Source organism: Thermogemmatispora onikobensis (genome assembly GCF_001748285.1).
GTDB lineage: Bacteria > Chloroflexota > Ktedonobacteria > Ktedonobacterales > Ktedonobacteraceae > Thermogemmatispora > Thermogemmatispora onikobensis.
In genome coordinates this window covers 26,404-46,059 of sequence record NZ_BDGT01000025.1, presented here as the reverse complement: position 1 = coordinate 46,059, position 19,656 = coordinate 26,404, and the positions used below count along the sequence as shown (strand labels likewise).

Genomic DNA, 19,656 nt, shown 5'->3' with positions numbered 1-19,656 from the left:
ATATCAATGGGGAAACAGGATCTTTTTCTAAGACAATTGACGCTCCGGGTAAAGCTGCTATACTAGGAAGTGCATTCCGACGCGAGTGAGAGAAGTTCTTGTATCCAGCGGTACAGGGAGAACTGCATGAGTAAAGTCAAGATGCGCTGCATCAACTGCGGCAAGCGATTCCAGTCGGTTAATGCTAAAGATGCCCTTTGCCCTGAGTGTAATCAGAAATCGCGGAGAGAGAAGCAGGTCACTAAAACAGGGCCGCAGAGACCAGTGAGCGCGCCCCGTCCAGTGCCGCCGCCCCCGCGTCCCCCCAGTTCTCCGGGAGGGACGAACCACTGGCTTGATCATCTGCAGGATATCAAGGTCAGTGAGCCAGAGCCACCTGCGCGTTTCCGCTCACCGCAGGGACCAGCCTCCCGCTTCCCTGCCGAGACGCGCCCCCCAGGGCGAGAAGGCCCACGGCCACGAGCTGCGGAGCGCCCTCTGCGTGCAGAGCGAGAGCGGGAACGGGAACGGGACTGGCCAGGGCCACGCGGCCCCGCTCAATACTGGGAAGCGGAGCGCCGAGGTCCTCTCTTCCGCGGCGGTTACTCTACGTTGGGCCAGCGTCCACGCTCTCCCGTGGAGAGCGGTCCTGCACGTGGTCCCCGCCAGAGCGGCCCTTTCTCCAGATCTACTGGCGCTGCTGCTGGCTTCGGCTTCGGCCCCAGCGGGAAAGGGAGCACCCGGCCAGGATCGGGCCAGGCTTCCCACCACCATCCCCATCCCCATCATCGGCAGGCAAAGGAGCCCGCAAAAGCAGCGAAGCCTCTCCCACAGCCGGTCAAGCCCAAGCACGAAAAAACTCCTCCGCCGGCTCCGTTCGTGCCTACTCCAGAGCAGGTGGCCCTGGTCGAAGCGCGCTACAAGGAGTTGGCCCAGCCTGTTGAGTTCGATGGCATCCGTACACGGATTGCCCATGAGCTGAGTATCCCTAAATCGGCAGTGAAGAAGATCGTGAAGGCCCTGCGCGAGCGCGAGGGGCTGCCAAGCTGGTGGGAGGTCCAGCCTTACCGAGGGAACAGCGAAGAACTGGCGAAGATCCGAGCCCTGTATGAGCCGTTTCTCCCTGTGCCTCCAATCGGCGTCCATCGTACCATCGCGCAGCAGCTCTCGCTCAAGCCCGCTGTGGTTTACCAGGCGATCCGCCTCATCCGCCAGGAGCTAAAGCTGCCGCAGTACAATGATCCTAGCTTGCATACCCAGGAATTGACAACGGGTGTCCAGGCCGGGGACAATAAGCAAGCGGTACCAGTCTTGCCGGCTGGTACTATGGTCACCTCGCCCACTCCCGAGATCGTCTCTCTCTCTCGGGAGAGCACTGGCTCTGGAAGCGTCGAAGCCACACCTCACGCCACTGAGAGCCAGCCGGTCTCGGAAGAGTAATCGGCAAGAGTCGGGTTGGTCTCTCGTCTGCTCTTCCGCTGGCGCGGGTGAGCCAGCAGCCCCAGCCCGCTCTTGGCTTGAGGAAGGCAACTATGCAAGACTGTCTGTTCTGCAAGATCGCTAACGGCGAGATCCCGAGCACGATCCTTTATCAGGATGCTGAGGTCGTCGCATTCGCGGATATCAATCCGCAGGCACCCCATCACGTGCTGTTGATTCCGCGGCGCCACCTGGCTTCGATGAAGGAGGTGACAGAGCAGGATGGGACCTTGCTCGCCCACCTCTTCACCGTCGCCAATAAGCTCGCTCAGGACCTCGGCCTCTCCGAGCGTGGGTATCGCTTCGTGACTAATGTCGGACCCGACGCCGGACAATCGGTCTTTCATCTGCATTTCCATCTCTTGGGCGGACGCCCGTTCGGCTGGCCGCCCGGCTAGCCTGGCACGCCGGTCCGCCCGGCTTACTCTGGGGCGAGAGTCGCCAGCACTGTCCTTGCTTGCTTGCTTGCTTGCCTGGCCCTACATCACCGTGGCGTCTCGCCCCTCTTTCGTCATTTCGACATGGTTTGGCTGAACCAATCCGAGTCGTTACTGTTCCGCGCGCTGACTCAAACGGTTGGGTTGCTTCGGGTTGGGTCTCTGTGGCCCGCGGCAGGATTGTCGGCCTTTGGCAGGCAAGCCCGCCTTGCTCTCCGGCCTCTTCTCGCATGCCCTGCCTCTGCTCCTCTTCCATTCGCCACCAGGCAGGTAGGAAAAGGCTCTGATCGCCAGAACAAACAAAAGGTGAGCAGGGTCGCAGGCTGGGCAAGCACCAGGCCAGCAAGCTTGCCTGCTTGCTTGTTCGCTGGCTGGCTGGCCGGCGATCATGAGCGGAGGCTGGCCGGCCTGGCGCCATTGGTCGAGCAGCGCTCAATCATCCATCGGTAAGATCTCTACAAAGGCCAGGGATGTCTTTATGCGCATTGCCATTGACTACACGACGGCTATCAGGCAGGGGGCAGGCATCGGGACCTATATCCGTTGCCTGGTTGAGGCCCTGCTCGCTCAAGATCAGGTGAATCGTTATGTCCTGTTGAGCAGCCAGCCCCCCCAGGAGGGACGCACTTTCCCTCAAGCTGAGCATGTGACGATTCGGCGCATTCCTATTCCTGAGCGCTACCTCAATATTCTCTGGTATCGCTGGCAGCTCCCTCCCTACGCGAATTGGTTCACCGGCCCTGTCGACCTCTACCACGGCCCGGACTTTGTTCTGCCGCCTTTCAGCCGCTTTGGTCGCCACCCGCGCACCGTGGTGACGATCCATGATCTGGCGTTCCTGGAGTATCCACAGTACGCTGTTCCTTCCTTGGCCGCCTACCTGCGCGGGGTGGTTCCACGGGCAGCTCGCAGCGCCGATGTGGTCGCCACGGTCTCTCAGGCTTCGGCTCGCACGCTTACCAAGTATCTGGCAATCCCCCCGGAGAAGATGGTCATTATCTCTCCTGGAGTGGGCCGCGCCTTCCGGCGCGTGACCGATCCCGTGCTGCTGGAGGCCACACGCTATAAGTATGGTCTGAAACACCCCTTCGTCTTGACGGTGGGAACAAAGGAGCCGCGCAAGAACCACCTGGGTCTGATCCGCGCTTTCCATCAGGCCCTGAACCGCAAGCCGCGCCCGAAAATGTTGGTCATTGTCGGCGGCCCGGGCTGGCTTTATGAGGAGACCGAGCAGGAAGTGGTCCGCCTGGGTCTGACGGAGAAGGTGCGTTTTCTGGGGCACGTCAGCACGCTCGATCTGGTGATGCTCTATAGTATGGCCGATGTCTTCGCATATCCTTCCTTCTATGAAGGCTTCGGTATGCCCGCCCTGGAGGCACTGGCCTGCGGCGCCCCCGTCGTCACCTCGAATACCTCTTCGCTGCCCGAAGTGGTCGGCGAGGCCGCCCTCAAGGTCGACCCTTATGACGCCGAGGCCCTGGCTTCCGCGATCACACGCTTGCTCGATGATCAGCAGCTCTGCCAGGAGCTGCGCCAAAGGGGCTATGAGCAGGTGAAACGCTATACCTGGGAGGCCTCGGCCCGTAAAATGCTCCTGGTCTATCAGAAGCTCTATGAGGGCCTCACGGACTTCACTACGCTGGAGGCTTCCTATGCGGATCGGCATTAATGCCCTCTTCTTTCGCTACCCCGCTAGCGGGAGCGGCCAGTATCTGCTGCACCTGCTCAAGGCCCTGGCTACCCTTGATCAGAGCCACGAGTATGTCCTGTTGGGACCACGCCCTGAGCCGCCACCACTCACCCTTTCTGGCCATATGCGCTATGTCGCGGCTCCTGTTCCCTCTCTGTTGGCCCGGAGCGAGAACGTTGAAAAACTGTTCTGGGAGCAGATGACGTCGCCGCGCGCAGCCCGGCACCACGGCGTTGATCTGCTCCATATTCCCTATTTCGCACCACCGCTGCGGGCCTCTATGCCAGTCGTTGTCACGGTGCATGATGTGATTCCCTGGCATCTGCCTATTTATCGCGCCGGGGCCAAGATCGAGGCCTATATGCAGCTCATCGCCTATGCGGTGCGGCGCGCAACCCTGATCATTACGGTCTCCGAGCACGCAAAGCGCGATATCGTCGAAACGCTGAAGCTGCCTCCTGAGCGCATCCGCGTGATCTACGAGGCCGCCGGCGAGGAGTATCGCCCCGTGCATGACCCCGAGCAACTGGCCAGAGCGCGCGCACGTTACGGCCTGGCCGAGCATCAGCGCTATGTCTTCTATCTTGGGGGATTGGACGTACGCAAGAATGTTCCGCAGTTGGTGCGCGCTTTCGCGCGCGTCTACGAGCGCCTGGGCGAGCCAGATCTGCGCCTCTTGATCTCGGGCGATCCCGACCGACAGCGTGGCCCCCGCTTCTCCGATCCACGCCCGGTGGCCGCTGAGCTGGGCATTGCCGATAAGGTGATCGTGCGCTTCGTGCGCGATGAAGATAAACCCGCTCTCTATAGCGGCGCCGGCCTCTTCGTTTTTCCTTCGCTCTACGAGGGCTTCGGCCTCGATCCGCTGGAAGCAATGGCCTGCGGCGCCCCCGTGGTCTGCTCCAATCGGACTTCGCTGCCTGAAGTGGTGGGCGACGCCGCTCTATGCGTTGATCCTACCAATCTGGACGCCCTCGTCGACGCAATGTATGCTGTTCTCAGTGACATGAGACTTGAGGCAGACCTGCGCGCCCGCTCGCTGCGCCGCGCTACGCAGTTCAGCTGGCAGCGGACCGCAAGCGAGACGCTGGCTGCCTATGAAGCAGCTTTATCGCTGGAGAGAGCTTAGTGCAATGCGCGTTCTGACAATCTCTAAGGCCTACGTCGCCGGCACTTCTCACCGCAAACTGGAGGAGCTGGCTAAGTGCCCCGACATCGAGCTGATCGCCGTGACCCCCCCCTACTGGCTGGCCGACGATGGCAGTAAGCAGGAGCTGGAACGGGTCTACCTGGAGGGCTATGAGCTAATCGTGACTCCGATGGCTCTCAATGGCCATTTCCATATCCACTACTATCCTCAGCTCAATAGTATTATGCGTCGCGTGCACCCCGATATCGTGCATGTCGATGAGGAGCCGTATAATTTCGCAACCTACCAGGCAATCCGCCTGGCCCGACGCTATGGGGCACTGCCGATTTTCTCGACGTTCCAAAACCTTTATCGCCGCTATCCCCCTCCTTTCCGGCAGTTTGAGCTGTATTGCTACCAACACGCCAGACACGCTCAAGCCTGCAATAAGGCGGCGGGCGAAGTGCTGCGCCGTAAGGGCTATAAGGGCAAGATCCATCTGATTGCACAGTTCGGGGCGGAGCCAAGCCTGCACTACCCCGATCCCCAACGCCGGCCTTACCAGCCAGGAGAGCCGTTTATTCTGGGCTACGTGGGTCGCCTGAAGGAGGAGAAGGGCGTGCCGCTGATCATCGAGGCTCTGGCCATGCTGCCAGCGTGTTGCCGCGTGGTCTTTATCGGCTACGGACCGTTGCGCGATGAGCTGGAGCGGATGGCCCAGCGCCTGGGCGTGGCAGAACGTGTCTCCTTCCTGGGCAGCTTGCCGAGCTATAAGGTGCCTGACGAGATGCGCAAGATGCATGTGCTGCTGCAGCCTTCGCTGACCCGCCCCAATTGGATGGAGCAGTTTGGACGTTCAATGGCCGAGGCCATGTGTTGCGAGGTGCCCGTGGTTGGTTCTAGCTCGGGTGAGATCCCGGTGACCGTAGGCGATGGCGGCCTGATCTTCCCCGAGGGCGACGCCCGCGCAATGGCTGAGTGCGTGCGACGCTTGCTTGAGGACCAGGACCTCTATCAGCGCCTGGCACGCCAGGCCCGTCAGCATATCTTGAAAAACTATACGCAGGAGGCGATCGCTCGCAAGACGTACGAGGTCTTCGTGGAAATGCTGGCTGAACGCGACTCCGCTTCCTCGACGCCTACCTCCGCCTCTTGAGTGCGCGATGGCTATGCGACGCTCCCCTCTCCTTTGGGCACGTGGCCTGCGCCGGTGGCCAGCTCCCTGGCTGCTCTTCTTGCCCGGCACAATGCTCTTCCTTGAGAGTGCCTGGCAAGTCTTCCTTGCACCAACTGACCTGCTCCGTTACCAGTGCTATGCTCTGCTTTTCTGGTTCGGCAGCGCAGCCCTGCACTGGCTGCCGGCGCAGCAGTGCACCTTTCTCCCGCTTCATGGAGTCCAGCCTCCCTTTCACGTTCTACCACAAGAGTATCCTCCGCTGACACTTGTTCCCTTCTCTCTGCCGCTGCTGGTTCCGCTCCCGTACTATACCCTAACCTTTGCGCTGCTGATGCTCGGTGTGGCCGCTGCTCTGGTCTGGCTGCTGTACCGCTTCGTTTCGCCCCAGGCCGCACTGGGTGGCACGCTGCTGCTCATCGTGGGAGGTGGCCCCCTTCTTCAGGTGCGCTACGATCTGCTGCCGTCCTTGTGTGTCCTGGCCTGCCTGGTGGCAGCCCGACGCGAACGGTGGGCCCTGGCCTACCTCGCTCTGGCAGGCGGTACGCTTCTCAAGCTCTATCCCCTGGTGGGGCTGCCGGCGCTCTTTCTGGCCGAACAGCAGTCTCTCAGCTCCGGTCAGGAGCCGCTGCCCAGGATTGCAGCCTGGCGCTGGCGCCACCTACTGCTCTTTGGCGCCACCGTGGCGCTGGTCAGCGCTTTCTTCGCCTTGCTCAACCCTACAGGCGCCCTGCTAGAACCGCTGCGCTACTTCAGCCAGCGGCCTCCTCAGATTGAATCGTTGGCCGCGAGCCTGCTTTGGCTCAGCAACCTGGCTGCCTTCGGTCAGCCGCTTCAGCTTCTCTTTAGCTACGGCTCCCTCAACGTCGTCAGCCCTCTGGCGCCCACCGTGAGCCTGCTCCTGACCTGCCTGCTCTGCCTTGGCCTCCTGCTGACGCTCTGGCTGCAATACAAAGGTGTCTTCGACCTCTGGGAGAGTATGCTCGCCCTCTTGCTGCTGCTCATCACCACTGGGAAGGTCTTTAGCCCGCAATATCTCCTCTGGGTCATTCCCGTGGTTGTCGGTGCCACTCTGAACCGTACTCCCTCCTCCCGTGCTCGCTCCTGGCGGCTCCTCTGGATCGTCATCTGCCTGCTGACAAGTTCAATCTACGTTTTCTACTACCCGCATCTGGCTGACCCGACTAGTGCGCCCCAGGTCGCGCAAACGTTGCCCGGCTTCTTCGAGATTATTTTGCTGCGCAACGTCCTCGTACTCGCGGCCACTCTTGGTCAGTTTGGTTTCGGTCTCCTCCGGTCGTTATGATATAGTGAAACGGAGACAGCGCGGTTGCGTCAGTCGAGACGGTCAGGTAAGTCAGGAGGAGGAGCTGTTTCTATGGACGACACCTTTCTCGGCTATTTGGTCAAAGGGCGCTACAAACTGATTGACCAGATTGCAGAAGGAGCGTTTGGCTCGGTCTACATTGCCCGCGACTTGGAAACCAACTATCTCTATGCCGTTAAACTGCTGCACGATAAATTTTTACGCAATACGGAGATTCTGCAGCGTTTTCAGCGCGAGGCCTCGCTCCCACTGGGCATTGATGATCCTCACATCGTCCATGTCATCGACTACGGCTGGGATGGACAAGTCCACTTCATCGTCATGGATTACGTCGATGGCCATAACCTGCGAACCATCATGCAGCGTCGCGGTCCCTTCCCCCTGGAGACTGCTCTGGATTATGCTGAGCAGGTTGCTCTTGGTTTAGAAGCGGCTAACTGTCGCGGCATTGTGCACCGCGACCTGAAACCGCAGAATATCCTGGTCAATAACCGGGGAGAGGTAAAAATCACTGATTTTGGTCTGGCGCGGGCCAAGGATACCCCGACGATCACCGAGACCGATGAATTTATGGGCACAGCCTACTACATTTCACCTGAGCAGATCGACAGTGGCCATGCGGCAGACATTCGCTCTGACCTCTACTCACTGGCGGCCATCCTGTTCGAGATGCTGGCTGGCCAACCGCCCTACCGGGGCAGCAATGTGATGGAGTTGATTGTCAAGCATAAGAGTACGCCTATTCCAGCGCTGCACCCGCTGCGTCCCGATCTCCCCCCCATCGTTGACCAGTTTTTCCAAAAAGGCCTGGCCAAGCGCCCCGAACGGCGCTATCAAACGCCCCAGGAATTTATCGATGCGCTGCAGAACCTGCGCCGCGCCGCGGTCAGCCTGCCTCAGCAGACCAGCCAGCCCAGGGTCCCGGCTGATCCGCTGGCCCTTCCTGAGCAAAGCACCGTGATCGAGGCCCCAGCCGCCACAGAGAAGGCCCCAGTTCCACGAGCCGCAGCCCGACTCGTTCACCTGGCCACGGGGGAAGTCTTTCTCCTGGTCAATCAGGAGATAATCATTGGGCGACGTGATCCTATGCGTAACCTCTATCCCGATATCAGCCTGGCCGACAAGATGGTGGGCAGACGCCATGCCTGCATCCGCAATCGGCAGGGCACCTTTTTTACCATTGAGGATCTCCACTCACGCAACCGCACTCGCCTCAATGGTCGCTTCCTGCCACCGGGCGAAGAGCGGGCGCTCAAGCACGGCGACATCCTCCGCTTCGGCAATATTGAAATGCGCTTCGAACTGATCAACGGCCATGAGCAGGCACCAACGGAGGCGAAGGACGGGGAGGAGGCGACAAGCTAGCTCGCTCTCTAGCTCGCCGCTTTTTCCGCGGAAGGCGAGAGCACACCAGGTCGCCCGCCTGACCGGACCGGCTTCATCCCCCCTCAGCTCTGGCCAGCAAGATAGTCAGGTAAAGCCGCTACCGAAGGCAGCAACGCCTCGGGCCGCTCCTCCGGCGGGCACTCCCTGAGCAGAGGCGTATCCGGTCCGTGCTTGCCAGTGCAGACAAGCAAGGCCCGCAGACCGGCCCGCCTGGCCCCCTGAACGTCATTGACAAGATCGTCGCCTACCATCAGCGTCTCCTCCGGCTCCGTTCCGAGCAAGCGTACAGCCTCCGCGAAGAAGGCCCGCTCGGGCTTTCCAATGATCACGGCCTGCTTGTCAGAGGCCAGCTCTAGAGCCGAGACGAACGGCCCGCTATCGAGGCGCAACCCATCGCTCACACGCCAGTAGAGGTTTTTATGCATGGCGACCAGATCGGCGCCAGCCATCAGCAGGCGAAAAGCCCGGTTCATATTCTCATAGGAAAGCAGTTCCTCGGCCCCTCCGATCACCACTACATCGACGTGCTCCGCTCCCGAGCTGCCAGGCTCAACCAGTTCAACGCCAGCGAAATCCGCCGCCGTATCCCCCTTACTGAGCAGCCAGCAGCGTTTGCCTGGATAGGCGTGGCGCAAATAGGCGGCGGTCGCTACAGGAGCCGTAATAAGCTGCTCAGCAGAGACTGGCAGCCCGATCGCCTGGAGACGTTGCGCCAGTGTCGGACGGGCCATAGTCGTGGTATTGGTTACAAAGGCATAGCGATACCCCTGCTGCTCTAACCAGCGCAGCGCCTCGGCAGCGCCCTCAATGGGCTGCATACTCACATGCAGCACCCCATCAATATCCAGCAGCACGCCGCGAATAGTCTCCATCAGCTGTCTCCTCCTCATCCAGATTTATCGAACAAAGCTAGACAATATAGGAAGATCACTACTGGTCAAGAAAGAGTCTACTCTACAGTAGGGAATGCTGGCGCCATCATCCTGGAAAAGGGCCTTTTCGCAGTAGATCCTCCTCACGCAAGGCAGAGGAAGGTCGGCGAGCCTTCGTTATCACTATATGCGTTCCTGGCCTGCGAAGCAAGAAGTGCAGAGGAGTTTGCTCGAAGAGTAGCCTATTACTATGTCTTACCCGGTCTGTCAGCACCGGTTTCCCGAGATGGGAGCGATGAAAAAAGCCACGTACCAATGACATGAGACAGGGAATGATGCTATAATAGCCGCGAGGAATAGCCTTTAAGTAGGAGATTGCGCCATGGACGGTGACATGATCGGGCGTGTCATCAAGGGTCGCTACAAACTGATTGACGAAAGAGGGCGGGGCAACTTCGCCACCGTCTATGTTGCTCGTGACCTCGAAAACAACCATATTTATGCCATCAAGGTCTTGCACGTCGAGCTGGCGGGGGACAGCGAGCTGCTGGCCCGTTTTCAGCGTGAGGCCCGCATCCTGTTGCACCTGAGTGATCCCCATATTGTGCGCATCATCGACTATGGGGAAGACCACAACATGCACTTTATCGTGATGGATTACATCGATGGGCAGAACCTCAAGTACCATACGATTACCTATGGGCCACTGAAGCCCTCGCGCGCGCTCAACTATGCGCATCAGATCGTCGAGGGTCTGGACGTTGCCTACCGGCATGGCGTAGTTCATCGCGATATCAAGCCCCAGAACATCCTGATCAACACGAAGGATGTCGTCAAAATCACCGACTTCGGGCTAGCACGCAGCAGCGAGACGGTTACCCTGACCCGGTCAAACATGTTCATGGGCACTCCTTACTATATTGCGCCCGAGCAGGCCGAGAGCGGGCGCTCGGCGGATACCCGCTCGGATCTCTATTCGGTCGCCACCGTCCTGTTTGAAATGCTGACCGGCCATCCGCCGTTCGAGGGTGAGACAGCGGTCGATATAGTCATCAAGCACATGAACGAGAAAGTGCCCTCGATCTGCCGGCAGCGGCCAGGGCTGCCGCCGGAGATGGACCAGTTTTTCCAGACGGCGATGGCCAAGGCGCCTGCAGAGCGCTATCAGACTCCCCAGGAGTTCCTGGCCGCCTTGGAGCAGCTGCAGCAGCGTGTCCACGAGGTGGGCGCTGATGAGCGTGCCGAGCCCCCCGAGGGAGAGCGCTCCGCTCCTCCCCGCATGCCTCCTCAAAAACAGGCCCGCCTGGTCGTTATCGCTACGGGCCAGGTCTTTCCTCTTACCGGTGAGCAAATGGTTGTCGGTCGCCACGATCCCATTCTTGGGATTTACCCCGAGATTAATCTCATGGATAAGACAGTTGGCAGACGGCATGCCTATATCCGCAATCAGCATGGTACTTTTACCGTTGAGGACTTGAACGCTCTGAATAAAACCCGCTTAAATGGAGTGGTTCTTGCACCGCATGAGGAGCATGTACTTAAGGATGGAGATATTCTCCGCTTCGGCAGCGTCGAGGTTCGCTTTGAACTGCGCTGAGCTATTACGCTATTTTGCAGTTGTAGGGACGGCCCACGCGGTCGCTTTCTCCGCGAGGATATGTGGATCGGCCAGGCAGCTCCTACAACTCGGAGGGGTGAACCAGTATGCATAATCTACTCTCGAGTCCGCTCATCCTCGTCATTGCAGCGGTCGTCGTTATCATCCTGATCGTGGGGGCCATCTTGCTGATACGCAGCAGCGGCAAGAAGCGCGATGAGGAGACGAGCGCCGCGCAGGCTCAGGTGCCAGAATGGCAGCGCCAGGCCGCCCCCGGAGGGTGGGGCCAGCAAGCGATGGGGAACGCCCCCGACCAGTTCTGGGGCCAGCCTCCCCAAGCACAGCAGCCCGGCGCATGGGGCAGCCCCGGCCCAGGCATGGCGGCCCAACCACAGCAGCAGCCTCCTTTCTCGCCCTGGAGCGCCCAAAATCCAGCTCAGGCTCAGCAGCCGGGCGCCTGGAGTGGTAGCAGCGCAGGAGCCGCAGGAGCACAGCCCCAGCCAGCTCCCTGGTCCGTTCCCCAGCCTCAGCCCCAGGCCCAGCAGCCAGCACAGCAAATGTCTCCCTGGGGTGCTCAAGCGCAACCGCAAAGCCCTCCGTGGGGGATGCCCCCGGGGCAGGCCCAGGGAGCACCTTCTCCCTCGGGCGCGAGCTGGGATAGTGCGCCTGCCGGCAACCCCGCTTCGCCTTGGGAGAGCCAGCCGCTGGCAGGTGCTCAGAACCCGTGGGGCCAGCCCGCCCCGCAGAGTGGCAACACTGCGCCTTGGAGCCTGTCACAGCAGACCCAGCAGCCGCCTTCTGGCTCAACAGGGATGCCTGCCTGGGGTCAGAGCGGGCAACAAACAGGACAGCCTGCATCTGCCGACCCCTGGGCCCAGGCTCAGGCCCAGGGCGCTTCTCCCTCCCAGCCCTGGGGCCAGGGACTCCAGCCTCCACAGGGTGCCGGCTTGATGGGGCAGGTCCCCGCCACACCTGCGCCTCCTTCGCCCACCGGCAGCCCCTGGCAGCAGCCGCCTCAGCAGGCTCAGCAGCCAGTCTCTCTGCCCGGCTTCGCTCCCACCGGCCCCGCTGGCCAGCCCGGCCAGTTCGGTCAACCCCAGGAGCTTACTCCTTCCGCCTTCTCCGAGGCCGATAAGACGATGCTGCGCGCAACAGGACCGCAGGGTCGAATCGGGATCTTGCGCGTCGAAGAAGGGAAGGAGGCCGGTCGCGTCTACGAGATCCGCAAGGACTCGCTCAGCATCGGGCGCAGCCGCGAAAGCGATATCTTCCTGGAGGACCTGGCTGTCTCTCGCTTGCACGCTTCGATCATCAATATGGGCAATGGCAATTATGCCCTGAAAGATGAGGGGAGCGCCAACGGAACCCGGCTGAATGGCCAGACGATCACTAAGTACCAGCCCTATCCGCTCCAGGAGGGGGATAAGATCCAGCTCGGGCAAACCGTGCTTGTCTTCGCCAAACGTTGATGACAGATCTGTGGTGGCTCAGCGTACTGGCATCCGGCCCGGCTGGCTTCCTGCAGCCTGGCACGGTACTCTTCCTTGGGTCTGGCTTGTTGGTTTGGTTCTTCGGCCCCGGGTTTGCCTCCCTTCGCCAGGTCAGGCAGGCCCGGAACGTGTGTCACATCGGTCGGGCACCCGCCGCGTCGCATCACTTTGGATGCCGCGGCTGGTTGCTGGCCTCTTGGCCCGCAGCCTCCAACAGGGTGCCCTCTTCAATGGGGTGAGTTGTGCAGCCACAACACGATGAGCTGATCGGAGCAACACTCGGAAACTATCGGATTCTGGCCCCGCTGGGCCAGGGCGGCATGGCCCGCGTCTATCGCGCCCGCCAGGAAAATCTGGATCGCGAGGTCGCAATTAAAGTGCTCCCGCCCTGGTACGCCTCAGACCGCAGCTTCGTCGAGCGCTTTAACCTCGAAGCCCGCCTGGTCGCTCGCCTGTCTCATCCCAATATCGTCACGGTCCATGACGCCAGCGAATATAATGGGCTGCTCTATATCGTTATGCAATTGGTCGATGGGGGGACACTGAAGCAGCGGCTTGACCAGCTCCGCGCCCAGGGGAAAACGATGGATCTGACAGAGGCCGCACATGTCTTTCGTCAGATTGCCGACGCCCTCAGCTATGCTCACGACCAGGGGATCATTCACCGCGATGTGAAACCGGTCAATGTGTTGATGGATCGCTCGGGCCGCCCTATTCTCTCGGACTTTGGCATCGCTAAGGTCCTGGCAAGCAGCCACGAGCAGCTGACACGCCCGGGCGCCGGCGTTGGCACCCCTGAATATATGTCCCCTGAGCAGTGTATGGGCGGGCAGGTCGATGGACGGGCCGATATCTATGCCCTGGGCGTCATGCTCTACGAGGCCGTGACCGGTCGCACTCCCTTCCTCGGCGACAATTACCCGGCCCTGGCTCACAGCCACCTCTACGAGCCACCTCTACCACCAAGCCGCTTCAATCCCACTCTGCCCCTACCGGTGGAGCGAGTGATCTTGACTGCCCTGATGAAGGACCCCGCCCAGCGCTACCAACGCGCCAGCGAGCTGGCCGATGCGCTCGATCTGGCAATCCATGCTACCGGTCGACTGCCAGCCTACCAACCAGCCTATCCAGGGGAGCGCTTCGTCCCGCCCTCCCCACCAGTCCCACAGCCTGCCCAGGCAGCCCCAGCCGCTTTACCAGCCAGACCCGCCTCACCCGGAGGAGCAGCTCAACCACATGCCACTGGCTACCTCTGCCCTAATTGCCAGCATCTGAATAAACCCCACATGCGCTACTGCACCCGCTGCGGCTGCCCAATCAACCAGTGCCCCGGCTGCGGACGCATCCACCTGGCCAGCACTCGCTTCTGTACTGCCTGTGGACACGCTCTTATCACCGTCCCCGTTTAACAGGTCTTGATAATAGAAACATTCATCTTTTCATCCTTGCTAGCCTGAACAAGCTGCTCCAGAACGCGACGCTGCTGCTGCAGGCGCTTCTGGAGCAGCGAAAGCAACGCTTCGTCGCTCATGGCCAGAATACTCCGAATGCGCTCAACCAGGACACTCGGCTGCGTCGGCTTGGTTAAGTAGTCAACTGCCCCTTCCTCCAGACCACGCACCTGCTCACTCAAACGTGTCGAGGCTGTCAAGACAAGGACGCGGATGGGGGGACTCAGCTTGCTGGCACGTAACCAATGCAGCACCTCCCAGCCAGAAATAGGCCGCATGTTCAGATCGAGAACAATGAGCTGCGGCCCAAAGCTGGGCACAAGCTCCATTGCTTCTTTTCCGCTGCGTGCCCCACGTACCTCAAAGTGAGCATAGGACAGAAAAAGACTGAGGACATTAAGAATGGCTTCGTCATCCTCAACAATGAGAATCTTCGGCTTGTGCTCTTGAACAGACATGTCATCACCTTCTCCCAACCGCAATAGCAGCCAGAACAGGCCCACACGGGGCCACGACCTCTATCCTTTCCACGGTAAGGCTTTACCCCAGCCTCTGGGGCAGTGCAGCACTCACTTGGCCAGCTCACCGGTACGACTCAGGCAGTTTACGAGGCAAGAGCATGCGTGCGTGTCAGGGGGAAGCGCACCTCCGCCACCGTATAGCCCCCGCAGATTGGTTTGAGGCCAGGCGTGTTAGCTGGCGGCTCAAGCTCGCTCACACGCCGTAGACTGAAGCGCCCACGCAGATCAGCGAGCAAATTGCGAATCAATGAGAGGCCCAGCCCCTCACCGCTCTCTTCTTCCTCCAAGGGTTTCTTCGGCCCTCTTCCCGTATCAATGACCTCAACCACTACCATGCCCTCCTCTTCACGTCCTCGCACTAAGACTGTGCCTTCACTCAGGTCAGCCATGCCGTGCTTAATGGCATTGGAGACCATCTCATTGAGCACCAGGGCCAGAATCGTAACCGCCCGCGAGGGAATGACGATCGGACATGGCTCAACCTTAAAGGTAATATGGGCCTCCGGTGGACTGAGATTAGCACTGGCAACGCCCACAATCTTGCGTGCAATATCATCAACTCGCGCCTCGCTAAGGTCCTCATGCGCCAGCAGATCATGGGTGGCCGCCAACCCCTGGACCCGATTGACGCTCTCCGCCAGGGTATTGCCAACCTCGGGCGAGCGCGTCCGCCGGCGCTGCAGCGAGAGAATGCCGGCCACCGTGGCCAGGTTATTCTTGACCCGGTGATGCAGCTCGCGCAGCAGCATCGACTTCAGCTCCAAACCTCGCCGCGTCTCCTCGTAGAGACGCGCATTCTCAATGGCGATGGCCGCTTCATTCGCAAAGGTCACCACCAGCTGCATCTGCTCAGGACTCAGCAAGTGCCTGTGACTACTATAGATACAGATACAGCCCAAAACTTTCCTTTTTACCTCTAGCGGCACACAAAGCACTGAATGGATCTCTGACGAAATGAAGGGATCAGCCCGCAGGAAACATTTCTCATCTTGCTGGAAACAGTCGACGAGCATGATCGGGCGCCCCGTCTGGACAGCACGCCCCGCGCAACACTCGCCTACTTTGACACGCGCCTGCTGGATCTGACTGCCGCCAAAGCCATAGTGGGCCAGAATGTGCAGGGTCTGCATCTCCGCATCCAGTTCGAAGATGCACGAGCGCTCGGCGCCGCTGAGATGCACCGCCTGAGTCGTGATCATCTGCAGCACTTCGTCGAGGTTTAAGGTGCGTGCAATGACAGTGGTCACGCGGTGAATAGTTGCCAGCTCGTGGACCTTGCGCCGCAGCTGCTCATCGGTTTGCTCGTAGAGGCGCCCATTTTCGACATTGATGGCGATGATCCCCGCCACCACTTCTAGAAAGTTGATCTCGTCAGGCGTGAAGTCGCGCGGCTCCTCCGACTGCACGCTGATGACGCCGATCAGGCGCTCGACTGAGCCAAAGAAGATAATCGGGAGCGCCATCAGGCCGTGATACTCTGTGTCGTAGGTGGTGGCCTCAGCTGCAAAGTTCGGGTCGCTCATCACGTCGCGCACCAAGAGGGGATGGCCTTTATCTGCCACCCAGCCGCTGTATCCTTCACCCAGGCGCAGAGTGAAATGCATGCCTCCAAGCGGTCTTGGGCCATTGGTTGCCCGCAGGGTCAACAAGCGCTGCAGCTCATCGTAAAAGAAGATTGCGCACAGCGCGACTTGCAGCTCCTCGGCCACAATGCGGGCCGTCATCTCCAGCGTCTGGTCAAGATCCATGCTGGAGTTGTTGATGCCATTGATGCGCTGCAGAGCCAGGAGATGCCGGCTATGGCGTTCCAGCAAGTGCCGCTGTTGGTCTGCAAGCTGACTCATCGCCTCCTGATAGCCTTGAGTCAGGGCCAGCGAGCAGGTCGACTGAAGCCGATAAAGGCGCGCAAGCGCTGCAGCCAGTAACTGGGGCTGATCAGCAAAAATAGCCTGTAGCTCCTCGCTGAGGGCATCGATATAGACCTGCATGGCCTCCAGGCGGGCGTCCAATCTTCCCCCTTGCTCCGCCAGCCAGCGCCCCGAGCGCTCAAAGCAACTCCGCAGCCCGGCTTCATCTTCCCCTATCAGCGCCTGCAAGAAGAGCCAGGCATCGCTCCCTTCCTCGGGTCCAGAGCCTGCGCCGGACGCACGTTGTAAACATATTTGTAACCGTGAGAGGTGTTGGCCTAGCACCTGCTCCACTTCACACTGTTGCGACACGTCCTGTCACCCTGTTCTGGTCACCGCCTTTCTTGCAGCCACGGATGGAAGATGCGCCCTCTTCCTCAGAGGAAAGGGCCAGATCTTCTCAGGTCAACCAGGCCAGATGTCTTATCCAACCTTTCTGCTTCAGAGAGATGTGCTATCCTCTGCCCGTGGTTGTTCAGCAGCGACCGCTACGAACTTGAACCACATTATATCATAGATAGCGGCCAGTATATAGCTGTCTGGCCTTCTCCAGGCTTTTCCCGCCAGCGGGCCTGACTGCGGCCTATGTGTGATAGCCTTTTCAGGGGAAGAGCCGCCCGCTGGTTCATCCTTTGACCGTTACTAAAAAAGTAACGGGAAATAACGCTGAGATCACTCGTAAGCATGTATGGGAGAAACGACCGATGAGAAGGTGCTCACACTGCGGCCTGCCGCTCTCGCCAGGCTGGACAGATAGCCGTTGCCCCCGCTGTGGCTCAGTCCTGGGCCAGGTCCCCCCCTCGTCACCGACTCTGGCCCCTGATAGGGCAGCGCCGTTTGAATACCAATGGGGAGCGGTTCCGACCCCGATGCCCCAGATCCAACCTGGCAGCGCGGGGATGGCCCCCACTTCCGTTGAGCAAATGCCTTTTCCGAGCTGGCCTCAGTCTGGGCCGGCATCCCAGCCAACTTCCCTGCCGCCAGGAGGGGGGGACTGGAACGACGTTGATCCCGCCAGCCCAACCACTGTCTTCCAGCCTCAGCTGGTACAACAACCACCCCAGGCACAACAGCCGCTCTGGCTTGCCGGAGCCCCCCCTCAGCAGGCTGCGCCCCCGCAGGAGTTCTCTCCTGCTACACCAGCCACAGCAGGTGCCGCCTTCGCCGCTCCTGCTTATCGTCCCGGCCACGTTCGCCTGGGTTTCTTTGCTTCAGCCGCCTGTCTGGTAACAGCAGCTATTATCTTGCTCTTTGTCTGGTTCATGGCCACCAATATGGTGGTTAACTCGAACGGGAGTAGTGCCAGCTTGCAGAACGCAGTGACCGCCACGGCAAGCCATAACGGGTTAGCAACACCGCAGACCAGCGCTACTGCCTCTCCTTCCGCGACAGCGCTTCCCGGGCAGTCCTATATTGATCAGCCTCAGCTGGCCAGCGCTGTCAATGCGCAGACCGGCCAGCCCACTCAGGTGACGACTACTTTTAAGACGAATCAAGCTATCTATGTCACGTTTGGCCTCCATCCACATGGCCAGGCCGGGGCCGTCTGCGTTTACTGGTATCTTAATGGCAATAGTGTGACTAACTTTGCTTTTCCTGTCAGGCCCTACAGCCAAACTGGCTATTCCTACGCTATCTACGGCCAGCCCGGGACAGGAAGCGTTGATCTCTACTGGGCCAGCACCACGCAATGCACGGACCGCGTCCTGGCCCAGCACGTCACCTTTACGGTTGTGACCGGGTGATGGACTGCTTTACCCCGGCTAACCCCGGTGTGGCGGGAGCCAGTCCCTCTCCCGCTTCCGCTTCGGCAAGGAGTAAATCTTCCTGCAAAATGATCGCCTTGCCAGCGTTTTCTCTAAAGGTGGCTAGGAGCTGCCACCTGGCAGCCACGATGATGCGTGTCAGACTGAGAGAGCAGTCAGCCAGGCCGGGGAGCAGGCAGAAACAGGATCAATAGCAGGGGACGGCTGGCAAGAGGCTGGGAGGGAAGAAGGAACATGCCTGCGTCCCGTAAGGAAGGGAAAAGGGCAGGTAGGCAGGAAGACAGACAGACAGACAGACAGACAGACAGACAGACAGACAGACAGACAGGTCCAGGCAGGCTTCCCCAGTATCTCAGTTCAGAGGTTCCCGGACCACAGCATTGGTTCTGCTGAACACCCATCGGCTGCTGGTCTACTTGAGTGAGGAGGTTTTTCCCTATGCAATGCAATCGTTGCGGGGCAGCGCTCCCTACAGGAGCCGCCTCGTGCCCGGTCTGCGGCAATCCTACACCCTATAATCTTGCTGGCCAGACCCCCTACGACCCTACTGTGGCAGCCACTCCCCAGCAGGAGACCCCTCCCCCGCCGCCGGCTACTAACTACGGTCCCCAGGGAGGGTTTCCTTATGGCACGCCGAATATGCCCACCGATCCCTATAGCCCTCCCCCAGTCGGACCGTATGCACCCGGCGGCCCAGGTCCCTATGGCCCACCCCCTACCCCACCGCGTAAGAGCAACCTTGGCAAGGTCTTGCTCATCACCGGCGTCGTTCTGCTGGTCATCGTCGCTGCCTGCTGCGGTGGTCTCTTCCTTCTGGCTCGCAATGCTTCCAATACGGTGGTCAGCAGCATCAATGCAACTGCCACCGCTGTCGCTGCTACAGCTGCGGCAGAGGAAGGCACCGCCAACAGCCTGCTGACGCCTACAGCGACCGAGGCTCCAACTACCCCAGCCTCTTCTAACCAGCAGGGTCCCTCACCCTCTGGCTCGCCCATCGTTACCTCGGCCAGCGCCATTGTCACTAAGGTGCAGATGGCCGATCAGGTGAAAGATGTGGCGCCAACTCACCTGACCTCGACCTTTAAGACGCACCAAACTATCTATGCCACCTTTGAAATAAAGAGCGGTAGTAGCGGCTACATGGTAGCCAAGTGGTATCTTAATAATTTACACGCTTTTGATAACAAAATTTTGCAGGTGAAACCAGACTACGACGCCGGCTACTTTGCCGGTTACTACAATCTGGCCGGCCAGGGGGCGGTCGAGATTTACTGGTGCACCACCTCCGACTGCAGCGACGCTCAACTTGCCCAGGTGGCCACCTTCACAGTTCAGGAGAGTAGCTAACCCTGACTCAGACGAGCGAGGGCCGCTACGGCGTTCGATTGTTCGAGCGAGCAGCGCCCCTCATGCTCGTGGGCCTGGCAGTCCTGTCCAGTCTGGGCCAGAGG

15 protein-coding genes are annotated in these 19,656 nt (G+C 60.1%); 12 read left to right on the top strand and 3 right to left on the bottom strand.

Features of this window, described 5'->3' with window-relative positions; translation table 11 throughout:
* Positions 1 to 126: 126 nt before the first annotated feature.
* The 7 genes from BGC09_RS22575 (at position 127) to BGC09_RS12275 (ending at position 8,580) form a co-directional block, all read left to right on the top strand.
* Positions 127 to 1,419, top strand: coding sequence for an FmdB family zinc ribbon protein (locus BGC09_RS22575; RefSeq protein ID WP_141727766.1), 1,293 nt, complete (start codon positions 127 to 129; stop codon positions 1,417 to 1,419).
* Between the two features lie 92 nt (positions 1,420 to 1,511).
* On the top strand, positions 1,512 to 1,856 hold the full coding sequence (locus BGC09_RS12300; protein WP_069804291.1) for a histidine triad nucleotide-binding protein: 345 nt from the start codon (positions 1,512 to 1,514) through the stop codon (positions 1,854 to 1,856).
* Positions 1,857 to 2,373: 517 nt separating this feature from the next.
* Entirely contained in the window at positions 2,374 to 3,564 is a 1,191-nt protein-coding gene (locus tag BGC09_RS12295) for a glycosyltransferase family 4 protein (RefSeq protein WP_069804290.1), read from the top strand.
* Positions 3,548 to 4,714 (top strand): glycosyltransferase family 4 protein, encoded by a 1,167-nt coding sequence (locus BGC09_RS12290; protein WP_069804289.1) that lies wholly within the window; start codon positions 3,548 to 3,550, stop codon positions 4,712 to 4,714. Before BGC09_RS12295 ends, BGC09_RS12290 begins: the two co-directional genes overlap by 17 nt.
* Positions 4,715 to 4,718: 4 nt before the next feature.
* Positions 4,719 to 5,870: a glycosyltransferase family 4 protein gene (locus tag BGC09_RS12285; protein ID WP_069804288.1), complete on the top strand. Its 1,152-nt coding sequence runs from the start codon at positions 4,719 to 4,721 to the stop codon at positions 5,868 to 5,870.
* A gap of 7 nt (positions 5,871 to 5,877) precedes the next feature.
* Positions 5,878 to 7,194 carry a glycosyltransferase family protein gene (locus tag BGC09_RS12280; RefSeq protein WP_069804287.1) on the top strand — a complete coding sequence of 439 codons (1,317 nt, stop codon included), beginning with the start codon at positions 5,878 to 5,880 and terminating at the stop codon, positions 7,192 to 7,194.
* 72 nt (positions 7,195 to 7,266) lie between these two features.
* On the top strand, positions 7,267 to 8,580 hold the full coding sequence (locus tag BGC09_RS12275; RefSeq protein ID WP_069804286.1) for an FHA domain-containing serine/threonine-protein kinase: 1,314 nt from the start codon (positions 7,267 to 7,269) through the stop codon (positions 8,578 to 8,580).
* Positions 8,581 to 8,663: 83 nt separating this feature from the next.
* Here BGC09_RS12275 and BGC09_RS12270 read toward each other — a convergent pair whose 3' ends face one another.
* A complete protein-coding gene (locus BGC09_RS12270) occupies positions 8,664 to 9,473 on the bottom strand; it encodes a TIGR01458 family HAD-type hydrolase (protein WP_069804285.1) in 810 nt (269 codons plus the stop codon).
* Positions 9,474 to 9,855: 382 nt separating this feature from the next.
* On the opposite strand from BGC09_RS12270, the gene BGC09_RS12265 reads away from it, so the two are divergent.
* From BGC09_RS12265 to BGC09_RS12255, 3 genes are all read left to right on the top strand, one after another.
* Positions 9,856 to 11,070, top strand: coding sequence for a protein kinase domain-containing protein (locus tag BGC09_RS12265; RefSeq protein ID WP_069804284.1), 1,215 nt, complete (start codon positions 9,856 to 9,858; stop codon positions 11,068 to 11,070).
* A 107-nt stretch (positions 11,071 to 11,177) separates the two neighbouring features.
* Entirely contained in the window at positions 11,178 to 12,539 is a 1,362-nt protein-coding gene (locus BGC09_RS12260) for an FHA domain-containing protein (protein ID WP_069804283.1), read from the top strand.
* A 263-nt stretch (positions 12,540 to 12,802) separates the two neighbouring features.
* A complete protein-coding gene (locus BGC09_RS12255) occupies positions 12,803 to 13,969 on the top strand; it encodes a serine/threonine-protein kinase (RefSeq protein ID WP_069804282.1) in 1,167 nt (388 codons plus the stop codon).
* Here BGC09_RS12255 and BGC09_RS12250 read toward each other — a convergent pair.
* A complete protein-coding gene (locus tag BGC09_RS12250; protein ID WP_069804281.1) occupies positions 13,966 to 14,469 on the bottom strand; it encodes a response regulator transcription factor in 504 nt (167 codons plus the stop codon). The two genes, BGC09_RS12255 and BGC09_RS12250, sit on opposite strands and share 4 nt — an antisense overlap.
* 146 nt (positions 14,470 to 14,615) lie before the next feature.
* Entirely contained in the window at positions 14,616 to 16,751 is a 2,136-nt protein-coding gene (locus BGC09_RS12245) for a GAF domain-containing protein (RefSeq protein ID WP_141727764.1), read from the bottom strand.
* A 557-nt stretch (positions 16,752 to 17,308) separates the two neighbouring features.
* On the opposite strand from BGC09_RS12245, the gene BGC09_RS12240 reads away from it, so the two are divergent.
* Together BGC09_RS12240 and BGC09_RS12235 are read left to right on the top strand one after the other, a co-directional pair.
* On the top strand, positions 17,309 to 18,184 hold the full coding sequence (locus BGC09_RS12240; RefSeq protein WP_069804279.1) for a hypothetical protein: 876 nt from the start codon (positions 17,309 to 17,311) through the stop codon (positions 18,182 to 18,184).
* 459 nt (positions 18,185 to 18,643) lie between these two features.
* Complete coding sequence (locus BGC09_RS12235) at positions 18,644 to 19,552, top strand: zinc ribbon domain-containing protein (protein WP_141727763.1); 909 nt, start codon at positions 18,644 to 18,646, stop codon at positions 19,550 to 19,552.
* The last annotated feature ends 104 nt before the right edge of the window (positions 19,553 to 19,656 follow it).

Bases quoted from the DNA above. Each gene is read 5' to 3' on its own strand.
- BGC09_RS12250 (WP_069804281.1), bottom strand. From the start codon at position 14,469: ATGTCTGTTCAAGAGCACAAGCCGAAGATTCTCATTGTTGAGGATGAC.
- BGC09_RS12285 (WP_069804288.1), top strand. From the start codon at position 4,719: ATGCGCGTTCTGACAATCTCTAAGGCCTACGTCGCCGGCACTTCTCAC.
- BGC09_RS12265 (WP_069804284.1), top strand. From the start codon at position 9,856: ATGGACGGTGACATGATCGGGCGTGTCATCAAGGGTCGCTACAAACTG.
- BGC09_RS12275 (WP_069804286.1), top strand. From the start codon at position 7,267: ATGGACGACACCTTTCTCGGCTATTTGGTCAAAGGGCGCTACAAACTG.
- BGC09_RS22575 (WP_141727766.1), top strand. From the start codon at position 127: ATGAGTAAAGTCAAGATGCGCTGCATCAACTGCGGCAAGCGATTCCAG.
- BGC09_RS12235 (WP_141727763.1), top strand. From the start codon at position 18,644: ATGCAATGCAATCGTTGCGGGGCAGCGCTCCCTACAGGAGCCGCCTCG.
- BGC09_RS12260 (WP_069804283.1), top strand. From the start codon at position 11,178: ATGCATAATCTACTCTCGAGTCCGCTCATCCTCGTCATTGCAGCGGTC.
- BGC09_RS12295 (WP_069804290.1), top strand. From the start codon at position 2,374: ATGCGCATTGCCATTGACTACACGACGGCTATCAGGCAGGGGGCAGGC.
- BGC09_RS12290 (WP_069804289.1), top strand. From the start codon at position 3,548: ATGCGGATCGGCATTAATGCCCTCTTCTTTCGCTACCCCGCTAGCGGG.
- BGC09_RS12240 (WP_069804279.1), top strand. From the start codon at position 17,309: ATGCCCCAGATCCAACCTGGCAGCGCGGGGATGGCCCCCACTTCCGTT.
- BGC09_RS12280 (WP_069804287.1), top strand. From the start codon at position 5,878: ATGGCTATGCGACGCTCCCCTCTCCTTTGGGCACGTGGCCTGCGCCGG.
- BGC09_RS12270 (WP_069804285.1), bottom strand. From the start codon at position 9,473: ATGGAGACTATTCGCGGCGTGCTGCTGGATATTGATGGGGTGCTGCAT.
- BGC09_RS12300 (WP_069804291.1), top strand. From the start codon at position 1,512: ATGCAAGACTGTCTGTTCTGCAAGATCGCTAACGGCGAGATCCCGAGC.